This window comes from Bartonella sp. SL317, from assembly GCF_059687655.1.
Map to the genome: position 1 here is coordinate 65,284 of NZ_CM185144.1, position 20,907 is coordinate 86,190.

Here is a 20,907-nt window from a genome sequence, read left to right on the forward strand (position 1 = left end):
TAGAAGATTACTGCTGATGCTCCTGTCCCCATCTGTCAAAATCTAGACCTATGATACCCCATCTCATATCGATTATTCCTCCTAAATGACTGTTTTTTTGTTCTCTATAGCCTTTAGCACGTTCCTTCCAATATTCTTCTCTCCACTTATCAAACTTTTTTCTCTCTATAAGCGATTGATGTGTTTTTGGATTATTATGAATCACGGAAGTATATTTATTATGAAATTCATGACTTATTTCTGCTAAGGGACCCTCAGGGGTTTGATTTAGGTGATGCAACTCAACAGGCCTGCCATCACGTCCTATAGGTGCTCTTCCTGTTTCCATTCTCTCAATATTAGTGCCCCATATATCTTCCCCTTTTACTATCCATTTAACCCTTTTGTTAGGATCAAACAAATCGTCTCTCTGATAAACTTTGTTTGTCTGACCAAATTTTCTATCGGTAAATTTAGTGGGTCTCCCTTTTAACCAATTCTTTTTTTCTTTAGAAGCGAGTTTGGTTTGTTCTTTTTTCGCTGCAAGTTTGGCAAGATCTCCTTGAACTGCAAATTCTGCAAGATTTTTCTTGGAAGCAAATTGAGCAAAATCTTTCCTCGCCATGAATTTGATCCAAGCTTTTTCGCCAAGCTGTATGCCTCCCTTGACTGCCCCAGCTCCTCCAGCAAAGTTTTCTAGAACTCCGGCTGATAATCTGCCGCTTTCAAAACCAGCATTAAAAGCTCCGTCAACCTCCGCTTTGTCAAAATTCTCTTTTATGTAACCTATATGCCCTATAAAAGAATCCTCAACACCTCCCCAGAATTGATCGGCAGCTTCCTTGACATCATCAACCATATGTCCACTCACAACCCAAGACGCTCCTGTTCCAATACTATTAAGAGTTGCTTTACTGCTCTCCCATGGATTTCTATTAACTATTACTGCTAACAGTATGTTTTGCATAGCGCGATGAGCTAAGTCATCAGCTAAGTCCAATAGCTTGATTGGTATATCGGCAATGAGACCAAACATCATGCCTGTTCCAAAAGTTCTATCTTGTTGTTCGTCAATCTCGAACCATTTTTCATTAACTTCTTTTCGGCATTGATCATCAGGACACTCTTCTAACTCTTTCTTCATCTGAGCCCGTTGGGCGCTACCCAAAAAGTTATTCTCCGCAGCATTACCTGCGGCATCAGCACCGGTATTGACATCACCACCAGCAAGGGCAGCAGCAAAGCCTCCCGCAATGCGTGCGATATCAATGGTGTGCTCTCTAAAGTTAGCAAATTGTGCATCAATCTTTGCCGTGATGCGCGCTTGTTCTTCCGGCGTTGGGGTGCGACCATTCAGGTCCCCCATTTCCTCTTTCACAATGTTTTGCATCCACAGTTTAAACTGGAGCATGGCGGCGGCTTCACCTACAGCCCCTCCCACAGCACCAGCTGTACAATCCCCACTCGCTGTCGCACCAACAATACAGCCAAGCCCCGCATGAGCGACGATCTGTGTAACCGTGTCTATTTTACCCTCTGCCTTGGCGGTACCAATTTCTTCCGCTAATGTTTTTCCAAGGGTTCCTGATAAGGCAGTGCGCAGATTGTTAAAAAAGTTCTTATCTAAAGAACCGCCTTCAAGAGCCGTTTGCACACCCGTGCCAATAGCGGCTTTGATCAGATTCTTTTCTGCCTCACGCGTAATGCGATCGACCAAAGGTGCGGTTTTTGGTAAGGACTGACCAACACCAGCCATCTGTGTGAGTTGACTGGTCAAGCCTGCCGTTAACATTGAAGAGACAATACTCAAGACATTTTTCGAAGAGCCTAGCTCATGCAATGCCTCGGCAATGTTGCCGCGATTATTGACAAGAGCCACAGCACTTTTGTTGATCAATGCTTGGACACCTGCTTGTATCGCTGCATTCATGGCTGTGCTGGAGCCAACACCCAATGTGCCAGCAATGGCACCGGCTGCACTGGAAGCCGTTCCGGCGGTAACAGCTGTCACGATCAAGGTGACTAAAGCCGCCCCTACTTCTGTGAGACCTTGCTTTTTATAATCCCACTCTTGAAACTCAGCCTTCACAGCCTGCCAATCGACCTGCTTGGCTAATTCTGGATCATCCCGCAGTTGCTTGATCCAGGACAGTTCTGGAGAACGTGCTAATTCCTCAAGAGATTGGTCAAAATCACCGGTTTGTTCATATTCAACAACAAAGCCATCGCCCGCATCAAGCTTCATGCCCCCACCAGCTTCCATGGTCACATGCTCGATGGTATCCTGCAGATAGCCTTTGTCGCTCTCACTCCACCACACAAGGTTTTCATTGCGCTGATAGGTGTCTTTAAAATCCTGATCCTTGTTGGTCAGAAACTTGATCTTCCCCTTATCTGATGCAAGATGTATCTTATCACCACTTTTTGCCCCTATGGCTTTAAGTGTGAGATCCCCATCCTTGGCATGCATGGAGAGATTGCCATCCGTTTCTATCGTGGTTTTATTGGTGGTAACTTCGGTTGATTGTTGACGAAACTTATTCTTTTGCTTCGATTTATCGCCGCCCTTCCCCCTAAGGTCTAAGTCAAAACTGCTAAAATCTTGCTCTGAAACCACGTTGAGAGCGCCACCACTGGTGAAATCCCCATCACCCTTGGCTTTAATCTTTCCCGCAAGATTAAGCTCACCGCCTGTAACAATGGTTAGATTGTCACCACTGTTGACTTCAGCCAACTGGTGCAAACTGCTTTGAGCATTATAATGTCCTTTTTCCAAGCTTTGCTTATGATCACTCTCTAGTACCAATGAACCAATGGTCGCAGAACCATCGACAATCACCGTCATCGAGCCACCACTGCTCCATTGTCCACCATTCATGCTTAAATCGCCAAGAGAATGAATATTCAAATCCTGAACAGAAATAATTTGAGCCTGCTGTCCGCTCCGATCAACAAAACCATATGGATTCGTGTCACGGATTTTGGCCGTCCCATCGGCTATAGTTTCTGCATCGATAGTGATGATATCCCCCAGAATAACCCCTGACGAATTGACAAAAAGCCCTTGACTGCTCAAATCAACAGCACCGCTGCCCAGCAAAAACCCACCATCATTCAACAAAGTTTGTGTTGTTGAAACGTTGAGTGCATCCTCACTCAAAATGGTGCCGCTATTAGCAAAGCGATCCGTCTCTATAGTGACGCCATTGCCTTTTATTCGAGCACTGGCAAGGCTTGCTTGCTGTGTTTTTGCCCCATAAATATCCTGCGTGAGCAAAGAGTTTGGTGACAAATAAACGCGAGGCACCAAGACTTCTTGCCCGTTGACAACATGCATCTCAAGCCAGATCATATCCTCTTTAATCTCAGCAATTTGCTGAGACGATAAAGGTTTTCCTAGCTCTAACCCTAATGGGCCTTGCTGAGCGATGGCATTGTCATAAAGCCTTTGCATTTGTGCATTGGGATCATCAACATCTATAAGACTGCGATTACCGGTGAGTTCAAAGATTTGCTCCCCCACCAGACGATATTCATAATAGGCATCCCCTAATCTTTTAAACACGTGCTCAGGCTTATAATTGCCAACCCTTTTGAGGAAATAATCAGAACCCAAAAATTTGCTGGGGTTAACAAAATCTGGACGCGTCTCGACTAAAAACGGCACATCTGGTGTTTGGGGTTTTGCCAATTCTGTCTGGACAGAGCTCAGACCATCTTGCTTTGGTACTTGTATGGATTCTGGTTCTGGTGTTTCGATACTCGGTGTAAAAAGGGCTTTGTGCCCCGTTAAACCATTGATAATCCCGTCTAATCGATCATCACTGATCAGTGGTTTAGAACCGTCAAAATCGGTATTTTTAACACCAGCCAAGCCTTTATCACCAGAGCTTAAGCCAACTTGCTCCACCCCCTCACGCACCGCATGATTGTCAATATAGCCTGTCACCTTGGCATCAAGCGTTCCCCCCGCTTCAATCGTGCCATAAACTGCATCATAAGTGCGTGTGGGTGTTTTGGTATTGGTCGTACTGCCATAATCTGTTATACCTCCAGTTGTGCACCCAGCATTGAAAATAGTACACTGTTTCTTCCTGCGATGTGTTTTAGTTACAATCTTGGTTGTTTCGATTAAATCACGCCCCTCATTAAGCAGCGTATCGCCCCGCATCTCAATGTTGCCATTGGCAGAAATCAAGCTATAGCTATTGCGGATATCGCCAGCATGAACCGTGAGATGACGCCCTGCTAAAATCTGTGCAGCATTATGCTTAAAATGTGCCTGCTGACGGATGATCGTGGTGTCGATATCTTTCTTTATCTGGTGGTGCTTAACATTGGTACCTCTCCATCTTCCCGCAACGAACCTATGAGAGACCACTTTATCGCTTACCTCAACCCCACCTTCACGCATGTTGGTAAGCGCTAAGACATCAAAACGCATATCACCTGAGACAGCTTCTAAAAGCCCCGAACTGTTGATGACATGACCAGCTCGCTCTCCACTTAAACCGTGGATGATGAGATTCTCTTCAGCGATGACATCGCCAAACTGATTGATAAAATCTCCATCTAAGGAGAGCGTTGTGGATTTCTTGGCATAAATCAGCCCGCTATTGCTTAAATCTCCGCTCACATTGAGCGCAACCCCATCTCCACTGGAACCAAGCACACCGGCATTGTTCAATGCATCTGTCGTCAAAACAAAAGCGCCACCACTTTTGAGAACCCCATCTTCAGCATTTAAAACCAAAGCCGCTTGCCCCAACAGTGGATCATGATTTTCTGCAACAAGCCTAAAAGCGCCATTGGCTAAAAATTGACCCGAATTTGCTAAAGAACCAAGCTTTGCATCAACAACACCCCCCACCATGATGCCCTGATTGCTTACAATACCAGAGCTGTTTAAGCTAAGTGTCCCGCCCTGCGCTTCCACACGCCCTGCATTGGTGAGCATGCCTGCCTTCAACGCAACATCATAGGCACCAATCTCACTTGTCTCACCCATCGTTAAGATGCCATCGCTAGAAAGCTCTATCCGCTTTTTGGAAACAATGCGCCCTGTTTGGTTGAGATTTGTTTGCGCATGCAAGCCAACTGCGTCATTGCTTTCTATTGTACCGCTATTGCTTAAATCACCACGGCTCGTGAATTGAAGAGCACCACGCTCCACCTCCACGCGCCCTGCTTGGATTACACTGTCTGCAACAACGTTAACTGCCCCTTGCGTCGAAATGAGACCATCAATATTCTCAAAACGCCCCACATCAATGTGCAAACCATCCCGCACTAAAACATGTGCACCTTCATCATGTGTGGCACTTTGTTGATCTGAATTTGTCGTTTTAGCGCCTTTACTGACAAAAGACGTTGCAATAATCTTCATCTCACCGGCAAGAGCACTGAGAAGACCAGCCTCATTGTTTACATGACCAGCACGTGTCTCTTTCAGCCCGCCAATGGTGAGAGATTCTTCAGCAATAACTCTGCCACCCTTATTGAGAAGATCGCCATCACTGGATAGATCCATGGACTTTTTTGCGTAAATCAGCCCACTATTGCTCAGATCTCCACTCACATTGAGAGCAACCATATCACCACTAGAACCAAGCGTACCAGCATTGTACAATTGCCCTGCAGACAAAACAAAACTACCCCCACTTTGGATAAGTGCCCCTGAAGCATTCTCAACTAAAGCCTGTTGTGTATCGCTCCCCTCTTGTGTGCTGATCGTCAGATGTAAATCATTGTTGGCAATCAACATCCCTTTATTGGTCAAAGCACCGGCATTAGCATTGACGCTGTCACCGCGCATCATGCCATGATTGATGATCTGATCACGCACTTGGAAAGCGAGTTCTCCACCTTGTGCTTCCACAGATCCCGCTTGGCTTAAACTCTCAGCGTTTGAGAGCACATCATGCCCCAATATCGTACTGTTCGCGCTGGTTGTGAGCATACTCCCAGCTGTCAATGCAGTCTTCTGCATACTGAGGATCTTACCTTTGTTGGTAAGTGCATTATGCGCTTGAAGCGTTACATCGCCATTAGACGAGACACTGCCTTCTTGGATAAGATCACCACTCTGCGCAAAAAGATCAACCTTTTGTTCTGCCGCTAAACGAGCCTGTGATGTGAGCGCTGCTGCTTTCGCCAAAAGAAAGCCGCCTGCACTATAATGACCAGCTCCTACGCTCAAGGCATCATCGGCTGTTAGAACAATATTTCCCCCAGCACCAATATGGTTGTTTAAAGCCGTAATTTGATTGGTTTTAATGGTCAAATCGCCAAGGGAAGAGACCCCTGTCTGATTGTTATCTTGCAAGCGATCCAGATCAATGACATCGGCATTGATCTGTAAAAGTGCACCAGCCGCAATGCGCCCACTGCCTGCCTCAACTTTTGTGGCTTGTAAATGTAAAGAACCTGTCGCTGACTGTTTTCCATCATTGCCAATGCCATTTGCCAATAAAGCGTTGCCCCCAAGCTTGATCATATTGGCATTCACATCAACATTACCGCTCGCTGCGACGCGAGCACTCTGTGTCAATTCAACAGTATGATGCGCCTTAAGCTCAATCGCCTTTTCTGAAAAAAGAAAGTCTTTTACATGAACATCGTCATGGTGAGAGTGTGCATGTACTGCACCTTTAGCACGGGCTTTAGCCAGCACCAGCTTGCCATCACTCGTCAATCTCATGGCGCCTGCATTGGCAACCATATCCCCCCGCATTTTAACGCCAGCCCCTTTATCGTTGGCAAGCACGCGGATCTGACCCGCATACATCCCACCAAACTCACTGGAATCTATTGCCAATTCCGGCTCTTTGCCATCAGAACTAAGAGACGTTGTTTCGCGTTTATCATAGTCAAAATGATTATGCCCCGCGATAACTGCTAAATCCCCTTTGACCTGTATGGGACCTGCGACACTGATCTTACGCGAAACCAGATCAAAAATATCCACTGTGCGCCCATCAACCCCTTTAGCACCAATGGTGATATCACCCCCTTCAACGCGGAAACCGCTCAAAGCCCCATTAGTACCAATAATCGGCTGTCCCGTCGATAAAGTCACCCGGGTGTATTGATAAAGCCACAGCCCTGACAGGTAATACCATTGGGATTAGCGATAATAACATCGGCCGCGGCCCCATGAACTTCGCTCACGCCTTCAAGACGCGAACGATTGGCACTTATCACTTCATTGAGAATAACCTTTGCCGCACCAGTGCCCCGTAAATTGCCATTGCCAAGCACCAAACCGCCAAGCTGTGAACGCGAAACCTCCTTGGTCGAATTGTTTAAAATAACGCCATGGGCATCAACATTAAAACTGTCATATTTATTATGAGAAAGACCCTGCCCATTGGGGCGTGCTATATCAACAAGTGGTACGCCATTGCTAGCTTCCCCTATCGTAGGGCGGAAAGAAGAGCCAACCCCATCAGCCGCTTTAATCCCTTGTGTCTCTTGAACTGCTGATCTTTGTCCACCAATTGCTTGGGCTTGCACTAACAATGGTTGGAAAGCTAAACTAAAACTTAAAATCAGGGAAAGCCCCTTATGGGCTCCTTGCTTTAAAAATTCAAGAATTCTCCACCCTATCTCACGTACAAATCCCACTTTATGCTTTTGCCCCTTCAATCCCCGCATCTTAACCTCCTCAAAAAGCTTCTATCTCTTAAAAAAACACCCTAATGGATATAATCTAGGCAATCTTTTTCTGCCCCTTTGCTTTTAAAATCTCAATAATGCTCGCACTTGAAATAACCCTGTCGCATTCCCCTTTTCTATCGGTGTCGATTGGGTTAAAATATTCGAATAAGAGGCATCAATATCCAAAAACTCCCCCGTTCCATGCACCCCCAATGTTGCCCCAACGAGGCTACCACCCAAACTGTTTCTAAGGGGAGCATTGGCGACCATCCCTAAATCAAGTGCCATATACGGTGCGAATTGGCTCATAAATTTACGCCCCATTTTCGAAGAAAAACCTGATAACAATAGCGACAATTCATTACGCCAAAACACCCCATTATTGCCGTAATAAACCGCCTCACGCACACCGCGCACAGAAGAATTTCCGCCAAGCGACAGTTGTTCTGAACTAAATAACGTATCAGGGGACAATTGCCCTGAAAGCAACGTGTTATAGCGAAAATTAGACTGGTTTAGCGAAAAGGCACGCCCATACCCTAAAGAAAAAGATAACTTTGAAAATTGCCCTTTGGGAACGTTTTTTGTCGAAGTTTCTTGTTCTTTATCATCATAAGCGCCCAAAATCGCCAAACCCTTATGAAATCCTATATGAGCGCTTAATTCTCCTCCCATCCATTTGCGTGAATGATCAAGCTCTAATGTGGCAATAGCCAGTTTACGGCTGGAAACATCAACCTTACTGCCCATAATAAAATTATCGGAATATTTCCATGTCAATCGTCCTGTAATCCATGTCTTTCCCTCTTGATCACGATCAATAACCCGTGAAACCCATGGTGTAAGCGATAAAGACTTACCGTCAGTATCAATATCAGAAAATATTCCCTTAATATTCGAATGATATTGGCTCCAACTGCCATCAAGACCTACCGTCCAATAGCCATAGGGAATAGAAAATGAACCTGTTATCGTATCACTATTGGGCCGCTTATGAGAAAAATGATACGGATGACCATTCATAGAGCGCTGATAACTAAACGACCATTGATCATTGATCCTTAATAAATCATCAAAAGAAAGGCTAACGCGCGTTTGGTAAATCCCCGTCGCTTTAGCACCAAGATTATCATTAGAAAGTGTAAGGAGCCACGGCTTCTGTTTATCAATATGAATATCAAGAATAGAACCACCTGCAACCTCCCCAGCACCAAGGTTAATGGTCGCATGACGAGAAAAAAGCCGATTGATTTGATCAAGTCCTTGTTCTATCGAGCGCAGATGAACAGGTTGACCAATCAGATGTGGAAAAGCCGTAATAATTTCCCCTTGATATTGCCTGTCAACTTTATGACCCTCCAGAGTGATATCCTCTATTTGTCCTTCAACAATAACAATTTTAAGACGACCTCCTCTTAAATCCTGTTCAGGTAAATAAGCCCGCACCGCAATATAGCCGCGCTTCATATAAAGCTTGGTGACCGCTTTGAGCACATTGTTTATCTCGGCAATACCAAGACACCGTCCCTCCCAAAAAGAAATGGTGTTATGAAGGTCGGTGCGAGAAATCAACTGAGCACCAACAAACTCAATGTTTTTAATCAGCAAACAGTTTTTTTGTGTTGAAGCGTTTTGAAATATCGTGGATTCCTCATCATCCTGTAATAAAGTCTCGTGCGTTTCATTCCTGCGATGTAATCGTTGAAAACGCTGGTCTTGCGTTTGTTGACGTTGAATCCTCTCAAATTGATCAATAGCTTGCTCACGAATGCTTTCTGCAAAACTCGCCCATGAAAAAAAGCACAAAAACACCGTAAAAATAAAAGTGAAAAAAAACTTACACATTTACTTTACCCTCAATATGAAGAGTAAAATAAACCGCTTTACTAGCTTTGTAGAAATAACTGCCAACCGCGTAATAATTTTTTAATTTTTTGATGAGAGTAATACTTCTAAAATCTAAAAGAAAAGCGGAGGCTACCTTGTATAAATCCGCTTTATTGGTTGTGCAAACCATATCATTCCCCCCGCCTCTGAAGAGCGTATAATTGCACGGTTAAATGACAATCATACATTTTATACGCTTCTTAATTTTAAGAGGTTGCATGTAATATAATTTTGAGGTGCAAGTAAAGACTGTTATTCACAAAATATATCCGATTTATTGCAACTGTTACATATGAGAGACAACAAGAGACTGTCCTTTATTACCGCCTGATAAGAAGCTAAAAAGAAAAGATACGATCTAAAACTATAATAAAAAAACGATATCTTTTATTACCTTCAAAAGATTATCGTGCTCGCTATGCTGATAATTTATGCAAAGAATTGCCTCGTATCCCTTGTATAAAGAGTGCTGATGATTTTTGGAAATTTGTGACAGCAGGGCGTGACCTAGGGCATTTGCACGTCAATTATGAAACTGTAGAACCTTATCCAGTGACCTTTCAAAAAGGCAATCCAAAACAAACTGATATCTCTAATCTTGAGAAATTTTACTACGTTACAGAAATGAAATTCGCAAAAATTAAGAATAGTAAGGAAAAGGATAAATCCACGGTTATTTACAATAACAATATCACGATGACAGATATCCCTCTGGAAGCTTATGAGTATATCGTCAATGGTAGACCTGCTCTTGAATGAGTTATGGGGCGTCAATGTGTAAAGACTGATAAAAAAAGTGGCATTGTGAATGATGCCAATCGCTATGCTGTTGAGACCGTTGGAAACCCTGCTGACCCTCTAGAATTGTTTCAAAGAGTTATTACCGTAAGTTTAGAGACAATGAAAATCGTGAAAAAACTACCAAAATGAAAAATGATGCCATAACTATAAAGAAGATAACAGCTATAGTGAATACATAAAAAAGCAGGGTTTCATAATCAAAATGCACCCAAAAATTAAAATTCATTTAGTAAAAAATAGATACGTTATAAAAATACGCATGATGAGAGCGTTTATAAATATTACAAATGTCTAAGATTCAAAAAATAACGCAATCTTTTAAGAAACACATAATATAGCTTTAAAAGCATATAATACAAAAGAAGCACTTCATAAGTATATAAATAATTATATATACATAACGTACTTTGTTATATAAGTACTTAATAGATAAAAAATATGCTGCGAAATAACCTTTCCGAAGTCTTTAAAATACTGACTATATTTTATGCTTTTGTTGGTATATGAAGAATTTATTGAGTGTGGTTATGTTATACAATATCAAAAAACGCTATAATTTCCTCTAACTTTTCAAATGAAACTGCATCTGTTAATAAGCAAAAATGTGTAAAAGATATGAATGTACCAATAAAAACTTCACTTTTAATGGGATTACTTTACACCGCATTCGGGCTTTAAAAGATTTTGATGATGTTAAGGCGGATGACCTTGGGGAGGGTATATTGAAAAAGAAGTCAATCTTTCTCACGATAGCAATTGCTGGGTTTATGATAAGGCTTGTGTCTATGGTCATACCCGTGTTTATGAAAATGCAAAATTCAACAAAAAAAGCAAAGTAAGATCGGTTCCCAAAAACTGTAAGATCTATAAGAGCGATGAGGTTGTCAAAATTGATAAAACAGAATAAAGAACAGCGTGGGGGGACGCGCCTTCTTTATGGCTATAAATACGTTATAAGATGCATTGTTTAAAACGTATCATAAAAGAGAGAATTCAAAAAAAGAAAGCCATGCCAAAGAATGTGACGCGGTTTTCAAATAGAGACGCAAATGATTTATACAAACGAAATCAATAATGAATGCCAATATACAAAACGTATCATATTGCAAGCGCTCTATTGAGGTATGAAAACTTAAAAAGGGCCGTAAATGATGGGTGTGACTTTGATAGCATTAAATTTGAATGAGAAAGACTATAAACGCTTGTTATAGTTATTAAGCGTATCAATAAAACATCCATTTGAAACAAAGCACATAATCAAAACGCCTCTTTTAAAATTTTTCAACATACTAAACTCAAAATAGAACTGAGTAAATTTCAAATAAATAACATTCTAAAATCATACGTATCAGACAAAACAAAAACGCTTAGTAGGTTTATCAAGACAATCAAAAGCAAATGTTATTAAGTGAATACTTTAACAAAACCCATTTTTACATTTACGAGCGTTATTTTTTAAAAGTAGCTTTTCATAAGAAAAATAAAGAAACACTTTTATAGAGTGTAAGTTTTTTTAAGATCTTCTCGCTGTGAAAGCTAGATCTTCATTTTTTCGTAAACAAAACGTTCTTAAAAGAAAAGAATAACTGAGTTATAACTGTTATAAAACGTTTCTTATAATCATTTCATTTTTAGTATTCAAATATTTAAACATTCACTTAAAGAGATTCCCATAAGCGTATTTTTACTTTTTATTAAAATCTAATTTCTTTTTAAATTAGCCAATCCATTTTGGAGCTCGTTATCTTTAGAAGAGAATTTTAAACATTATAGCTTTTTCTAAAAATTTAAAAAAATCCCATGCCTTTATGAAATTACAACGTTTTGAATATTGCTTGCCTTATATCATTAAGAGACTTTTGATCATAAGATATAACGTTTTGAATTTCATACGTGTTGTGATGATAGTGCCTGTATAATGCTTACCTATCATTTACTAAATTTTTAGTAAGTGTTTTTAAAACGATATTGAAATCCTTTATTTGCCCTTAATAAAGAAAAATCTATAAACTTATAAAAGTTTCAAACGATTATTTTCCTTTTAAGGTTGCGCTCAAAAGCAGCAAAACTCATAGCATTTTTTTATGTATGCAGTTTATGTTATCGATAATTTTAAACGATTGCGTTTTGAACAATGCGATTTGTGAATGATAAAAACGTATCATAAAATTTATAAACTGTTATGAATGATATCTGCTTTTCATTTCGTTTGAATTCACACATGCGTTATAATATTTACATCATGATTTGTTTTTATGCTTTATTCATACATGGCAATTTTATATAAAAATGGTTAAATGAATCACGTATAAAAGGATGAATTCTTAAGGGAATTCATATAAGATGAATGCACATAAACAATTGATTTTATTGTATTTTACCTACAATGAATCGTCATACATTAATGTGCTTATTTTCAAAAGTGTGTCCCCTTTTCAAACAAGCCTTAGCCTAAAGATTTATACCCCCCTCGTTTTCCTTCATAAAGTGATAAATCGATATCATTGTTTTATTTTCTCGCTTCCAATGTTACAATAACTTGTATTAAACTGTTTCTAATCATAAAAAACATTTTCTGATTTTTAAAACCTATTCATGATGTCATCATTAAAAAAACTTGCACATTGCAAACAGAGCTGCATATGAATGTTTCTTATGAGCCATCTCATTGCAAAGTCTAGCTGCAATACAAATTTAGCAAAAAATAATAACGCTCACTAATATCTTTATGACGTAAAATAATCTCAAACATATTGAAAATATATCTTACAAATACTTTATTAAACTCAAGAAAATTACAGCAGTAAAACTTCTTGTATAATGGATACTACGAATAAAAAACTAAAAGAAAGAAAGAAAGAAGGAAAGCAATCATTAAAGCAACAAAAAAATATTTATAATACACGCTAATAGTGCTATTTATCTAAACACATATTATTTTTTCAAATAAATGGGCAAAGATTCATAAAATTTTTTCTTCCTACCGTATAGAGAGAAAAAGATTACGATAATAATCGAATAAAACGCTGAACAGTTTCATGCATTCCATACTCTAAAGCATCAGCAATAAGCCCGTGACCAATAGAAACTTCATCAAGCCAAGGTATATTCTTGATCAGAGCAGGAAGATTCACAACCGTCAAATCATGCCCTGCATTTATACCTAACTGTAACTTTTTCGCTCTTTTTGCGGCTAAAACAAGTTTATTGAGTTCTTGATCTTGTTTTGTTTTATCCTGAAATGCACCGCCATAAGGTCCTGTGTAAAATTCCACACGATCAGCCCCTATTGCTTTAGCACGATCAAGACCATCGCTCGTAGGATTAGCAAAAAGTGATACACGAATTTTTCGTGTTTTTAAATTCTGAATGATAGGAGCTAAAAATTCTGCATCCTGAGCAAAGTTCCACCCATGATCAGACGTTGATTGATCTGGATCATCTGGGACAAGAGTAATCTGATCAGCATAATTTTCAGCGATCTGCAAAAATTGATCACTTGGATAACCTTCAATATTAAACTCAGCCGTAGGAAAACTGTTCTTTATTAAATCGTATATCTCTGGCAAATCGGCAAAACGAATATGCCTTTCATCAGGGCGTGGATGAACCGTTAAACCTGCTGCTCCAGCGGCAAGCGCTATATGTCCAATATTCTTGATACTTGGCCACGGAAGATTACGTCGATTGCGCAAAACAGCAACAGCATTAAGATTAACCGAAAGTTTTACCGCCATGCCCATTTCCATTTTTTATAGTGTGTAACAAGACAGAAAAAAGATATTTTCCACCTGAAACTTTAATGATATACATATTTTCTCTATCGAACAATCGTTAAACGCTCTGCGGCGCGTGTAATTCCCGTATAAAGCCAGCGTGCATACATATCACGAAATGCAAAACTTTCATCAAACAAAACGACATTATTCCACTGAGAACCTTGCGCTTTATGCACCGTCAATGCATACCCATAATCAAAATCATCATATCGCTTTTTTAATGCCCACGAAATTTCCTGATCAGGATTTTCAAAGGCTGCTTTTAACAGTTTAATCTTTGTTACCCCTCGCTCACTTTCCTCTGGTTTTACCAGAAGATTAATACTCGGTTTAACTGTCTCCTTTTGTGAAGTCATCACCTTCCATAAAGAACCATTTAATAAACTTTTAGGAGGATCATTTCGCAAACACACAAGCTTATCTCCCGCTTGCGGATACTCTGCTGTAAAGCCCTTTAACATACGCAAACGCTGATTATAAAGGTGGCGTGTCCGATTAATTCCGACTAAGACCTGATCAGCATCCAAAACCAATTGTTGATTGACCTCTTTACGTGTCACAACACGGGCTTCTCCATAGTCACCATAAGCAATATCGCGTCCTTCACGAACATCCATAGCAAGACGTATAATGGGATTATCTTGCGCTTGTCGATGAATTTCTGAAAGAAGAAAATCTGGTTTTCCATTGGAAAAAAATCCCCCACCTGAGATAGGAGGCAATTGACCTGGATCACCAAGAACAAGAATTGGCGTGCGAAAACTCATTAAATCACGTGCTAATTGTTCATCAACCATCGAGCACTCATCCACAATAATGAGTTTAGCTTGTGCAGCCGCACTTCTTCGATTTAATGTAAATGTTGGAGCAATAGACTTTTTCCCCGTGATTTCATCAGAAACTTCCTCTTCTCCACGTGGACAATAAATTAATGAATGAATTGTACAAGCATTGCTTGCACCTTTAGAACGTAAAACCTGCGCCGCCTTGCCTGTAAAAGCAGCAAACTGGACAGAACCATCAACTGTCTCTGCAAAATAGCGCGCAAGCGTCGTCTTACCCGTTCCCGCATAGCCAAAAAGGCGAAAAAGAGGTGAACGCCCTTCCCTTAACCACGCGGCAACAGCCTTCAATGCACTATCCTGTTCCGGCGAAAATTGCATAATTTATCAAAATAAGATTCGCATAAAAAGAGCAAGCATTAAAAAAAGTGATCAAAAAAAACTATCGTTAAGAATTGCTGACACACACACCCATCGAACAACTTTCATAGCATAATGATCAATTATTGCCCCATTGCTTTTTCAAGATATTGTAACAATCTAAATTTTATCTATACATCGATCCTCGATGTAACAGCTTATACTTATCAAATAAAATATCATTTTTTACAACAATCACACCAACAATGGAATATACATATCTTAAACTTAAAAAACACGTATATATGCTTTTTCTCACCAAAATTTAAAATGAGAAAAATGACATTGCAATTGCAAAACCCTCACGAGAAAATAATGTCCTTAACAGGATAAGAATAATATAATTTTATGAATACTCTTTACCACAATCAATCCCCTTTCTTACACATAAAAATAAATTACATCCACTATTACGAAATAATCATTAAATATATCAAAAACCTTTTGGTAGAAATAAAAATATCTCTCAACAAAACGACTTCATCCTATGATGATACACTTATAAAGTTCCTCTCTCCCTCTTATCATGATTTTAATAAATTGACTCTTCATACTCCAAATAAGTTATATCTCAACGAATAAAGAGAGACATCACGCTTATATGAAGCACGCTTTATTATCTCGCACAAATATGTAGCTTTTTCTGTTTCGACAATAAAATCTGGTTCACAAATATGGCCTTCTTAGTAGTCTATTATAAGAAAACTAGGATATGGTTTCGTTTCAGTCCAACGTAGCACTTCTGGTTCATCCTATAGAATATGAAAAAGCACAATCGTCCATCGACTTAAGTCAAACTTTTTCTTTTTGTCGCAATGTGTTAAAGTTTATAAACACTCACTGATTAATACTATTCTTATTACTAGAAATAACAATGAAATCAAGGGAGATAATTTGTTAACAAACTTGGCGTTATATCAAAATATCAACGATGAGATTGCTTTTTGATTGTTTTAGAAATGAAATAATAAGCTCAAATATTGATGAATGAAACGGGAGGGTTAAATTGAAAATATTAATTCCAGATGACTATCAAAAAGCCACCCTAACATTACAGTCTATTAAAAAATTAATGAAATCGCATGAAGTGCTGGTTATCAATAATTTAGCGACAGAATGTGATTTAGAAGATAAGCTCAAAGAGATAGATATTCTTATCTTAATCAGAGAGCGGACTATAGTTGATAGAAACCTTCTCCTAAAACTGCCAAATTTAAAATTAATCTGCCAAACAGGCCCTATAGGTCCCCATATTGATAGAGAATCTTGTAGAGACTTAGGAATTAAAATATTAGATGGTGGTGGAGATCCAACTTCTGCTGCTGAATTTGCATGGCTCTTAATAATGTCTGCGCGGAGAAAACTCTGTCAATCTGTGTCTGATATGAAAAAAGGACGATGGCAAACAACATTTGGCAACCAAATGAAAGGGGCTACTCTTGGAATATTCGGATTTGGGCGTATTGGTAAAATGGTTGCTCAATATGCTCAAGCTTTTGGTATGTCCATTTTGGTTCACGGGAGCGAGCGTTCAACGCAAGAAGCAAAAAATTTAGGCTATCATTTTACGCATTCAAAAGAAGAATTTTTTACACGCCCTGATATTATATCTCTACATTTACGTTTAAGCGATAAAACCAGAGAAATCATTCAATTAGATGATCTATTAAGCATGAAACCTCATGCTATTTTTGTCAACACAGCACGTTCAGCTTTGGTTGAAAAAGGAGCGATAGAAAAAATACTAAGTTTGGAAAATTCAATTTACTTTGCACTGGATGTTTACGACAGCGAACCAGTCTATGAGAGCAAATTATTGCAATCAGATAGAGTTCTTTGCACGCCGCATCTGGGCTATGTAACTGGAGACAGCTTTGAGAATTATTTTGAAAAAGCTTGCCAAAATATAGAGGCTTTTATGAAGAACATTTAATGCTGTCTGAGCCAATGCCAGCTAAGTCAATATTTGTAAAATTTATCTTATATCGTATTGCTAGCGTATCAAATTTTCACGACACATAATAGCTTATTTCCTCAAATTAAGCACATTCCTTAAGCTTTCATATGAATACCAACCGTATTGACAGATTGTTATGTCATCAGCATAAAATACCTCATTTATTGTTGCAATCATGATTTAAAAAGGCAACTTTATTGGCATACCCTTTAATTGGGGGGCATAATGAGCAATAATAAATTTATAGAAAAAGATTATTATTGATAGATTGTATTGCTTGTTGCCACGATTGCTCAAATATCAGTCTGCTTCTTTGTTCAAGAGAATTGGTCCTTTAGCTGAATTTTTTAAGAAGGATTTCTCGTTTAGTGACTCTCAGACAGGTTTGCTGTCTTCAGCAGCGCAGTTCCTACTCATTATTGGTTTACTTGTCGCTGGCAAATTACTCGACAAGTTTAACGAGCGCTATATTGTTGGCATTGGCGCGGTCGGCGTTTCTGTCGCTCTTTTATTGGAAACAATCGCAGATAACTATATTTCTCTTTTAGTTTGTTTGCTCATTGTAGGAGGATTTTATAGTTCTGCTCAACCCAGTAGCGCTAAATCTATTTCTTCATGGTTTCCACAATCGCAGCACGGATTTACAATGGGAATAAGACAGGCGGGGCTGCCATTAGGTGGAGCATTAGCTGGGATCGTTCTTCCTGCCAGTGCACTTGTCTATGGCATACAAGGTGCGTTTTTGGTCGGTATTATAGTTTTCTTTTTTAGGTGGATGTATATTTATTGTTTTTTATCACGCACCAGCAAAAGTTGTCGCTACCGTTCCAAAAAGCAAGGCAAGAGTTTCGTTCTATGCAAATGTAAGTCTCGTCTTGCAATGTTAACTGCAGTGCATATGAAGAATATTATTTTTTCAGGCCTTTCACTGGTGATCATTCAATATGTTTTAACCATTTTTCTAACGATTTATTTTTATAGAATCTATCATCTGTCTTTAGATAAAATTGCTTATTTATTTTTTGTTACATAAGCTTCTGATGCCTTAGGAAGAATTATTTTAGCAGTATAGAAATAAGCTATGGTAGCCAATTGATTTTTTATAGGGTTACATTTTATCTTTGTTGCTTTTTCCTTTATTTTCAATACGCTAGATAGATTCTCCTATCAAGCCCTTGAAAGAGCGATTTGGCGTAATTTCATAATACCAAACCAAAATAGAGTTACAAATCTTTCTATTGTTTTCATAAACATGACGGTTTGCATGGTTGCACACTTTAAGCACGATGCGGTAGCTCTTTTTTTGCACGATGAAATCTTTCATATATGAAACACTATAATTAATTGATAATAGATAATTCAATGTATTATCTAAAAAATACAAAGAAATAGCTCTTAATGTGAACATATAAATTAAAAAAACAAACACCACGTACAAATAAATTCAAACATAATTGGGCATATGACTTATAACATTTTTTAAATGAATAAATAATCATACACCCCATATCTTTAAACAAAGCCCCATGTCTTTAAACGAGTAATGAAAATCAGAAAATGAGCTCTAAGGATAATAGGAACTCTCCACAAAGAAGAGACAGAGATGAAGACTCCAAAGACTTCTTCATCGCTATCCTTCACTATTTTGCGAACATATTTATTTTATACAAGAATTTTTCCCTCATCAGAAACAGCATTGGCAACAGCTTCCTCGCTTGCTTCATCAGGTAATAACATCTCATTATGGGCACAACCTGATGGGATCATGGGAAAACAATTTTCTAAATGATAAACGCGACAATCAAAAAGAACAGGCTTATCACAGTCAATCATTTGCTGAATTTTATCATCAAGTTCATCGGGTTTTGAACAATGAATTCCGACAGCTCCATAAGCTTGTGCCAATTTTACAAAGTCAGGCATCGACTCCGTATAAGAATGAGAAAGACGATTACCATGCAGCAATTGCTGCCACTGACGAACCATCCCCATATACTGATTATTTAAAATAAAAATTTTCACAGGTGTGTCATGCTGAATAGCTGTTGCAAGTTCTTGAATATTCATCTGAATGGAAGCATCCCCAGAAATACAAACAACAAGCGCATCAGGATGAGCTATTTGAACACCAATAGCCGCAGGAAGACCATACCCCATAGTTCCAAGACCACCAGAAGTCATCCAATGTTTTGGTTCATCAAAGTGATAATATTGCGCTGCCCACATCTGATGCTGTCCGACATCCGTTGTAATGTAAGCACGAGCATTTTTGGTCAATGCATAAAGCCGTTCAAGAGCATATTGGGGCATGATGACATCTTTTTTTTCCATATAGGCTAATGAATTGCGTGATCTCCAGCGATTAATTTTCCTCCACCAGATTTTGCGGCTTTCTTGATCAAACTTTGATTGCTCCTGATGCAAATGCTGCATAATTCCTGCCAAAATATCAGCCACATCGCCAATAAGTGGAACTTCTGCTTTGACAATTTTATTGATAGAAGAAGGATCAATATCAATATGAATAATACGCGCATGAGGTGCAAATGCATCAAGGCGCCCCGTGATACGATCATCAAATCGTGCTCCAACAGCCAACATAACATCACAATCATGCATGGCCATATTAGCCTCATAGGTTCCATGCATTCCCAGCATTCCCAACCAATTTTTACCAGAGGCTGGATAAGCACCAAGTCCCATTAAGGTTGAAGTAATAGGAAAATCTCCCAGTTGAACTAAATTACGCAACAGCTGAATAGCTTCTCCCCCCATGAAATAACACCCCCACCAGAATAAATAATAGGGCGTTTTGCTTCAACTAAAAGAGAAACAGCCGATTTGATAGCCTCAGCATTATTCTCTTTCAATGATAAAGAAGAATGCATAGATTTTTGAACTTTCGGCGCTCTATAAAATCCTGAAGCAAATTGAACATCCTTAGGAATATCAATCAAAACCGGTCCTGGACGCCCTGATTGAGCAAGAGAAAAAGCTTCGTGAATAATGTCCGCAAGATCATTAACATCTTTAACCAGCCAATTACGTTTTGTACAGGGTTTTGTTATTCCAACCGTATCAGCTTCTTGAAAAGCATTTGTTCCAATCACCGTTGTCGCTACCTGACCAGAAAAACAAACAAGAGGGATAGAATCCATGAGAGCATCTTGCAAAGGTGTCACGGCATTCGTTGCCCCTGGACCAGACGTCACAAGCATCACACCAACCTTTCCAGTACTGCGTGCATAGCCTTCAGCAGCATGCCCCGCTGCTTGTTCATGACGCACCAAAATATGCTGGAGTGCATCTTGGTGATAAAGAACATCAAAAATAGGAAGAACAGCCCCACCAGGATAACCAAAAATATGTGTAACCCCTTGATCGATAAGAGCCTGAACCACTATTTCAGCCCCTGACATTAATTTTACATCTTCGCTCTCTTGCTGTTTTGGATCATTTCTCATTTTTCCCACTCACCTACTTGATAGGACAATAAAAAAGCCCCCAACGGAGCCCATAAAAAAAGACTCTCAAGGAGCCCATTACATAACACATATTGTATGACCTCCCCCCATTATTCCAACGTATAAAATATATAAAAAATTCCTTATAAAGGAATCTCTAATTCTATTGAAGCTATTCG

6 protein-coding genes and 4 pseudogenes are annotated in these 20,907 nt (G+C 39.3%); 4 read left to right on the forward strand and 6 right to left on the reverse strand.

Features of this window, described 5'->3' with window-relative positions:
* Positions 1 to 7 precede the first annotated feature (7 nt).
* The 3 genes and pseudogenes from AC6ER9_RS00350 to AC6ER9_RS00360 form a co-directional block, all read right to left on the reverse strand.
* Positions 8 to 7,635 (reverse strand): annotated as a pseudogene (locus tag AC6ER9_RS00350) (two-partner secretion domain-containing protein).
* An 84-nt stretch (positions 7,636 to 7,719) separates the two neighbouring features.
* Complete coding sequence (locus AC6ER9_RS00355) at positions 7,720 to 9,483, reverse strand: ShlB/FhaC/HecB family hemolysin secretion/activation protein (RefSeq protein ID WP_497074510.1); 1,764 nt, start codon at positions 9,481 to 9,483, stop codon at positions 7,720 to 7,722.
* Positions 9,476 to 9,655 (reverse strand): hypothetical protein, encoded by a 180-nt coding sequence (locus AC6ER9_RS00360; protein WP_497074511.1) that lies wholly within the window; start codon positions 9,653 to 9,655, stop codon positions 9,476 to 9,478. Before AC6ER9_RS00360 ends, AC6ER9_RS00355 begins: the two co-directional genes overlap by 8 nt.
* 251 nt (positions 9,656 to 9,906) lie before the next feature.
* Between AC6ER9_RS00360 and AC6ER9_RS00365 the strand changes: the two are divergent.
* Together AC6ER9_RS00365 and AC6ER9_RS00370 are read left to right on the forward strand one after the other, a co-directional pair.
* Positions 9,907 to 10,455: pseudogene (locus AC6ER9_RS00365) on the forward strand (type ISP restriction/modification enzyme); the annotation flags it as partial.
* A 473-nt stretch (positions 10,456 to 10,928) separates the two neighbouring features.
* A pseudogene (locus AC6ER9_RS00370) lies at positions 10,929 to 11,194 on the forward strand (hypothetical protein); the annotation flags it as partial.
* 2,134 nt (positions 11,195 to 13,328) lie between these two features.
* Here AC6ER9_RS00370 and AC6ER9_RS00375 read toward each other — a convergent pair.
* Positions 13,329 to 14,063 (reverse strand): pyridoxine 5'-phosphate synthase, encoded by a 735-nt coding sequence (locus tag AC6ER9_RS00375; protein ID WP_497074512.1) that lies wholly within the window; start codon positions 14,061 to 14,063, stop codon positions 13,329 to 13,331.
* Between the two features lie 83 nt (positions 14,064 to 14,146).
* Positions 14,147 to 15,268 (reverse strand): ATP-dependent DNA helicase, encoded by a 1,122-nt coding sequence (locus AC6ER9_RS00380; RefSeq protein ID WP_497074513.1) that lies wholly within the window; start codon positions 15,266 to 15,268, stop codon positions 14,147 to 14,149.
* Positions 15,269 to 16,313: 1,045 nt separating this feature from the next.
* Here AC6ER9_RS00380 and AC6ER9_RS00385 point away from each other — a divergent pair.
* On the forward strand, positions 16,314 to 17,240 hold the full coding sequence (locus AC6ER9_RS00385; RefSeq protein WP_497074514.1) for a D-2-hydroxyacid dehydrogenase family protein: 927 nt from the start codon (positions 16,314 to 16,316) through the stop codon (positions 17,238 to 17,240).
* A gap of 301 nt (positions 17,241 to 17,541) precedes the next feature.
* Entirely contained in the window at positions 17,542 to 18,297 is a 756-nt protein-coding gene (locus tag AC6ER9_RS00390) for an MFS transporter (RefSeq protein ID WP_497074515.1), read from the forward strand.
* A 629-nt stretch (positions 18,298 to 18,926) separates the two neighbouring features.
* On the opposite strand, the pseudogene AC6ER9_RS00395 reads toward AC6ER9_RS00390, so the two are convergent.
* A pseudogene (locus AC6ER9_RS00395) lies at positions 18,927 to 20,728 on the reverse strand (acetolactate synthase 3 large subunit).
* Positions 20,729 to 20,907: the final 179 nt, after the last annotated feature.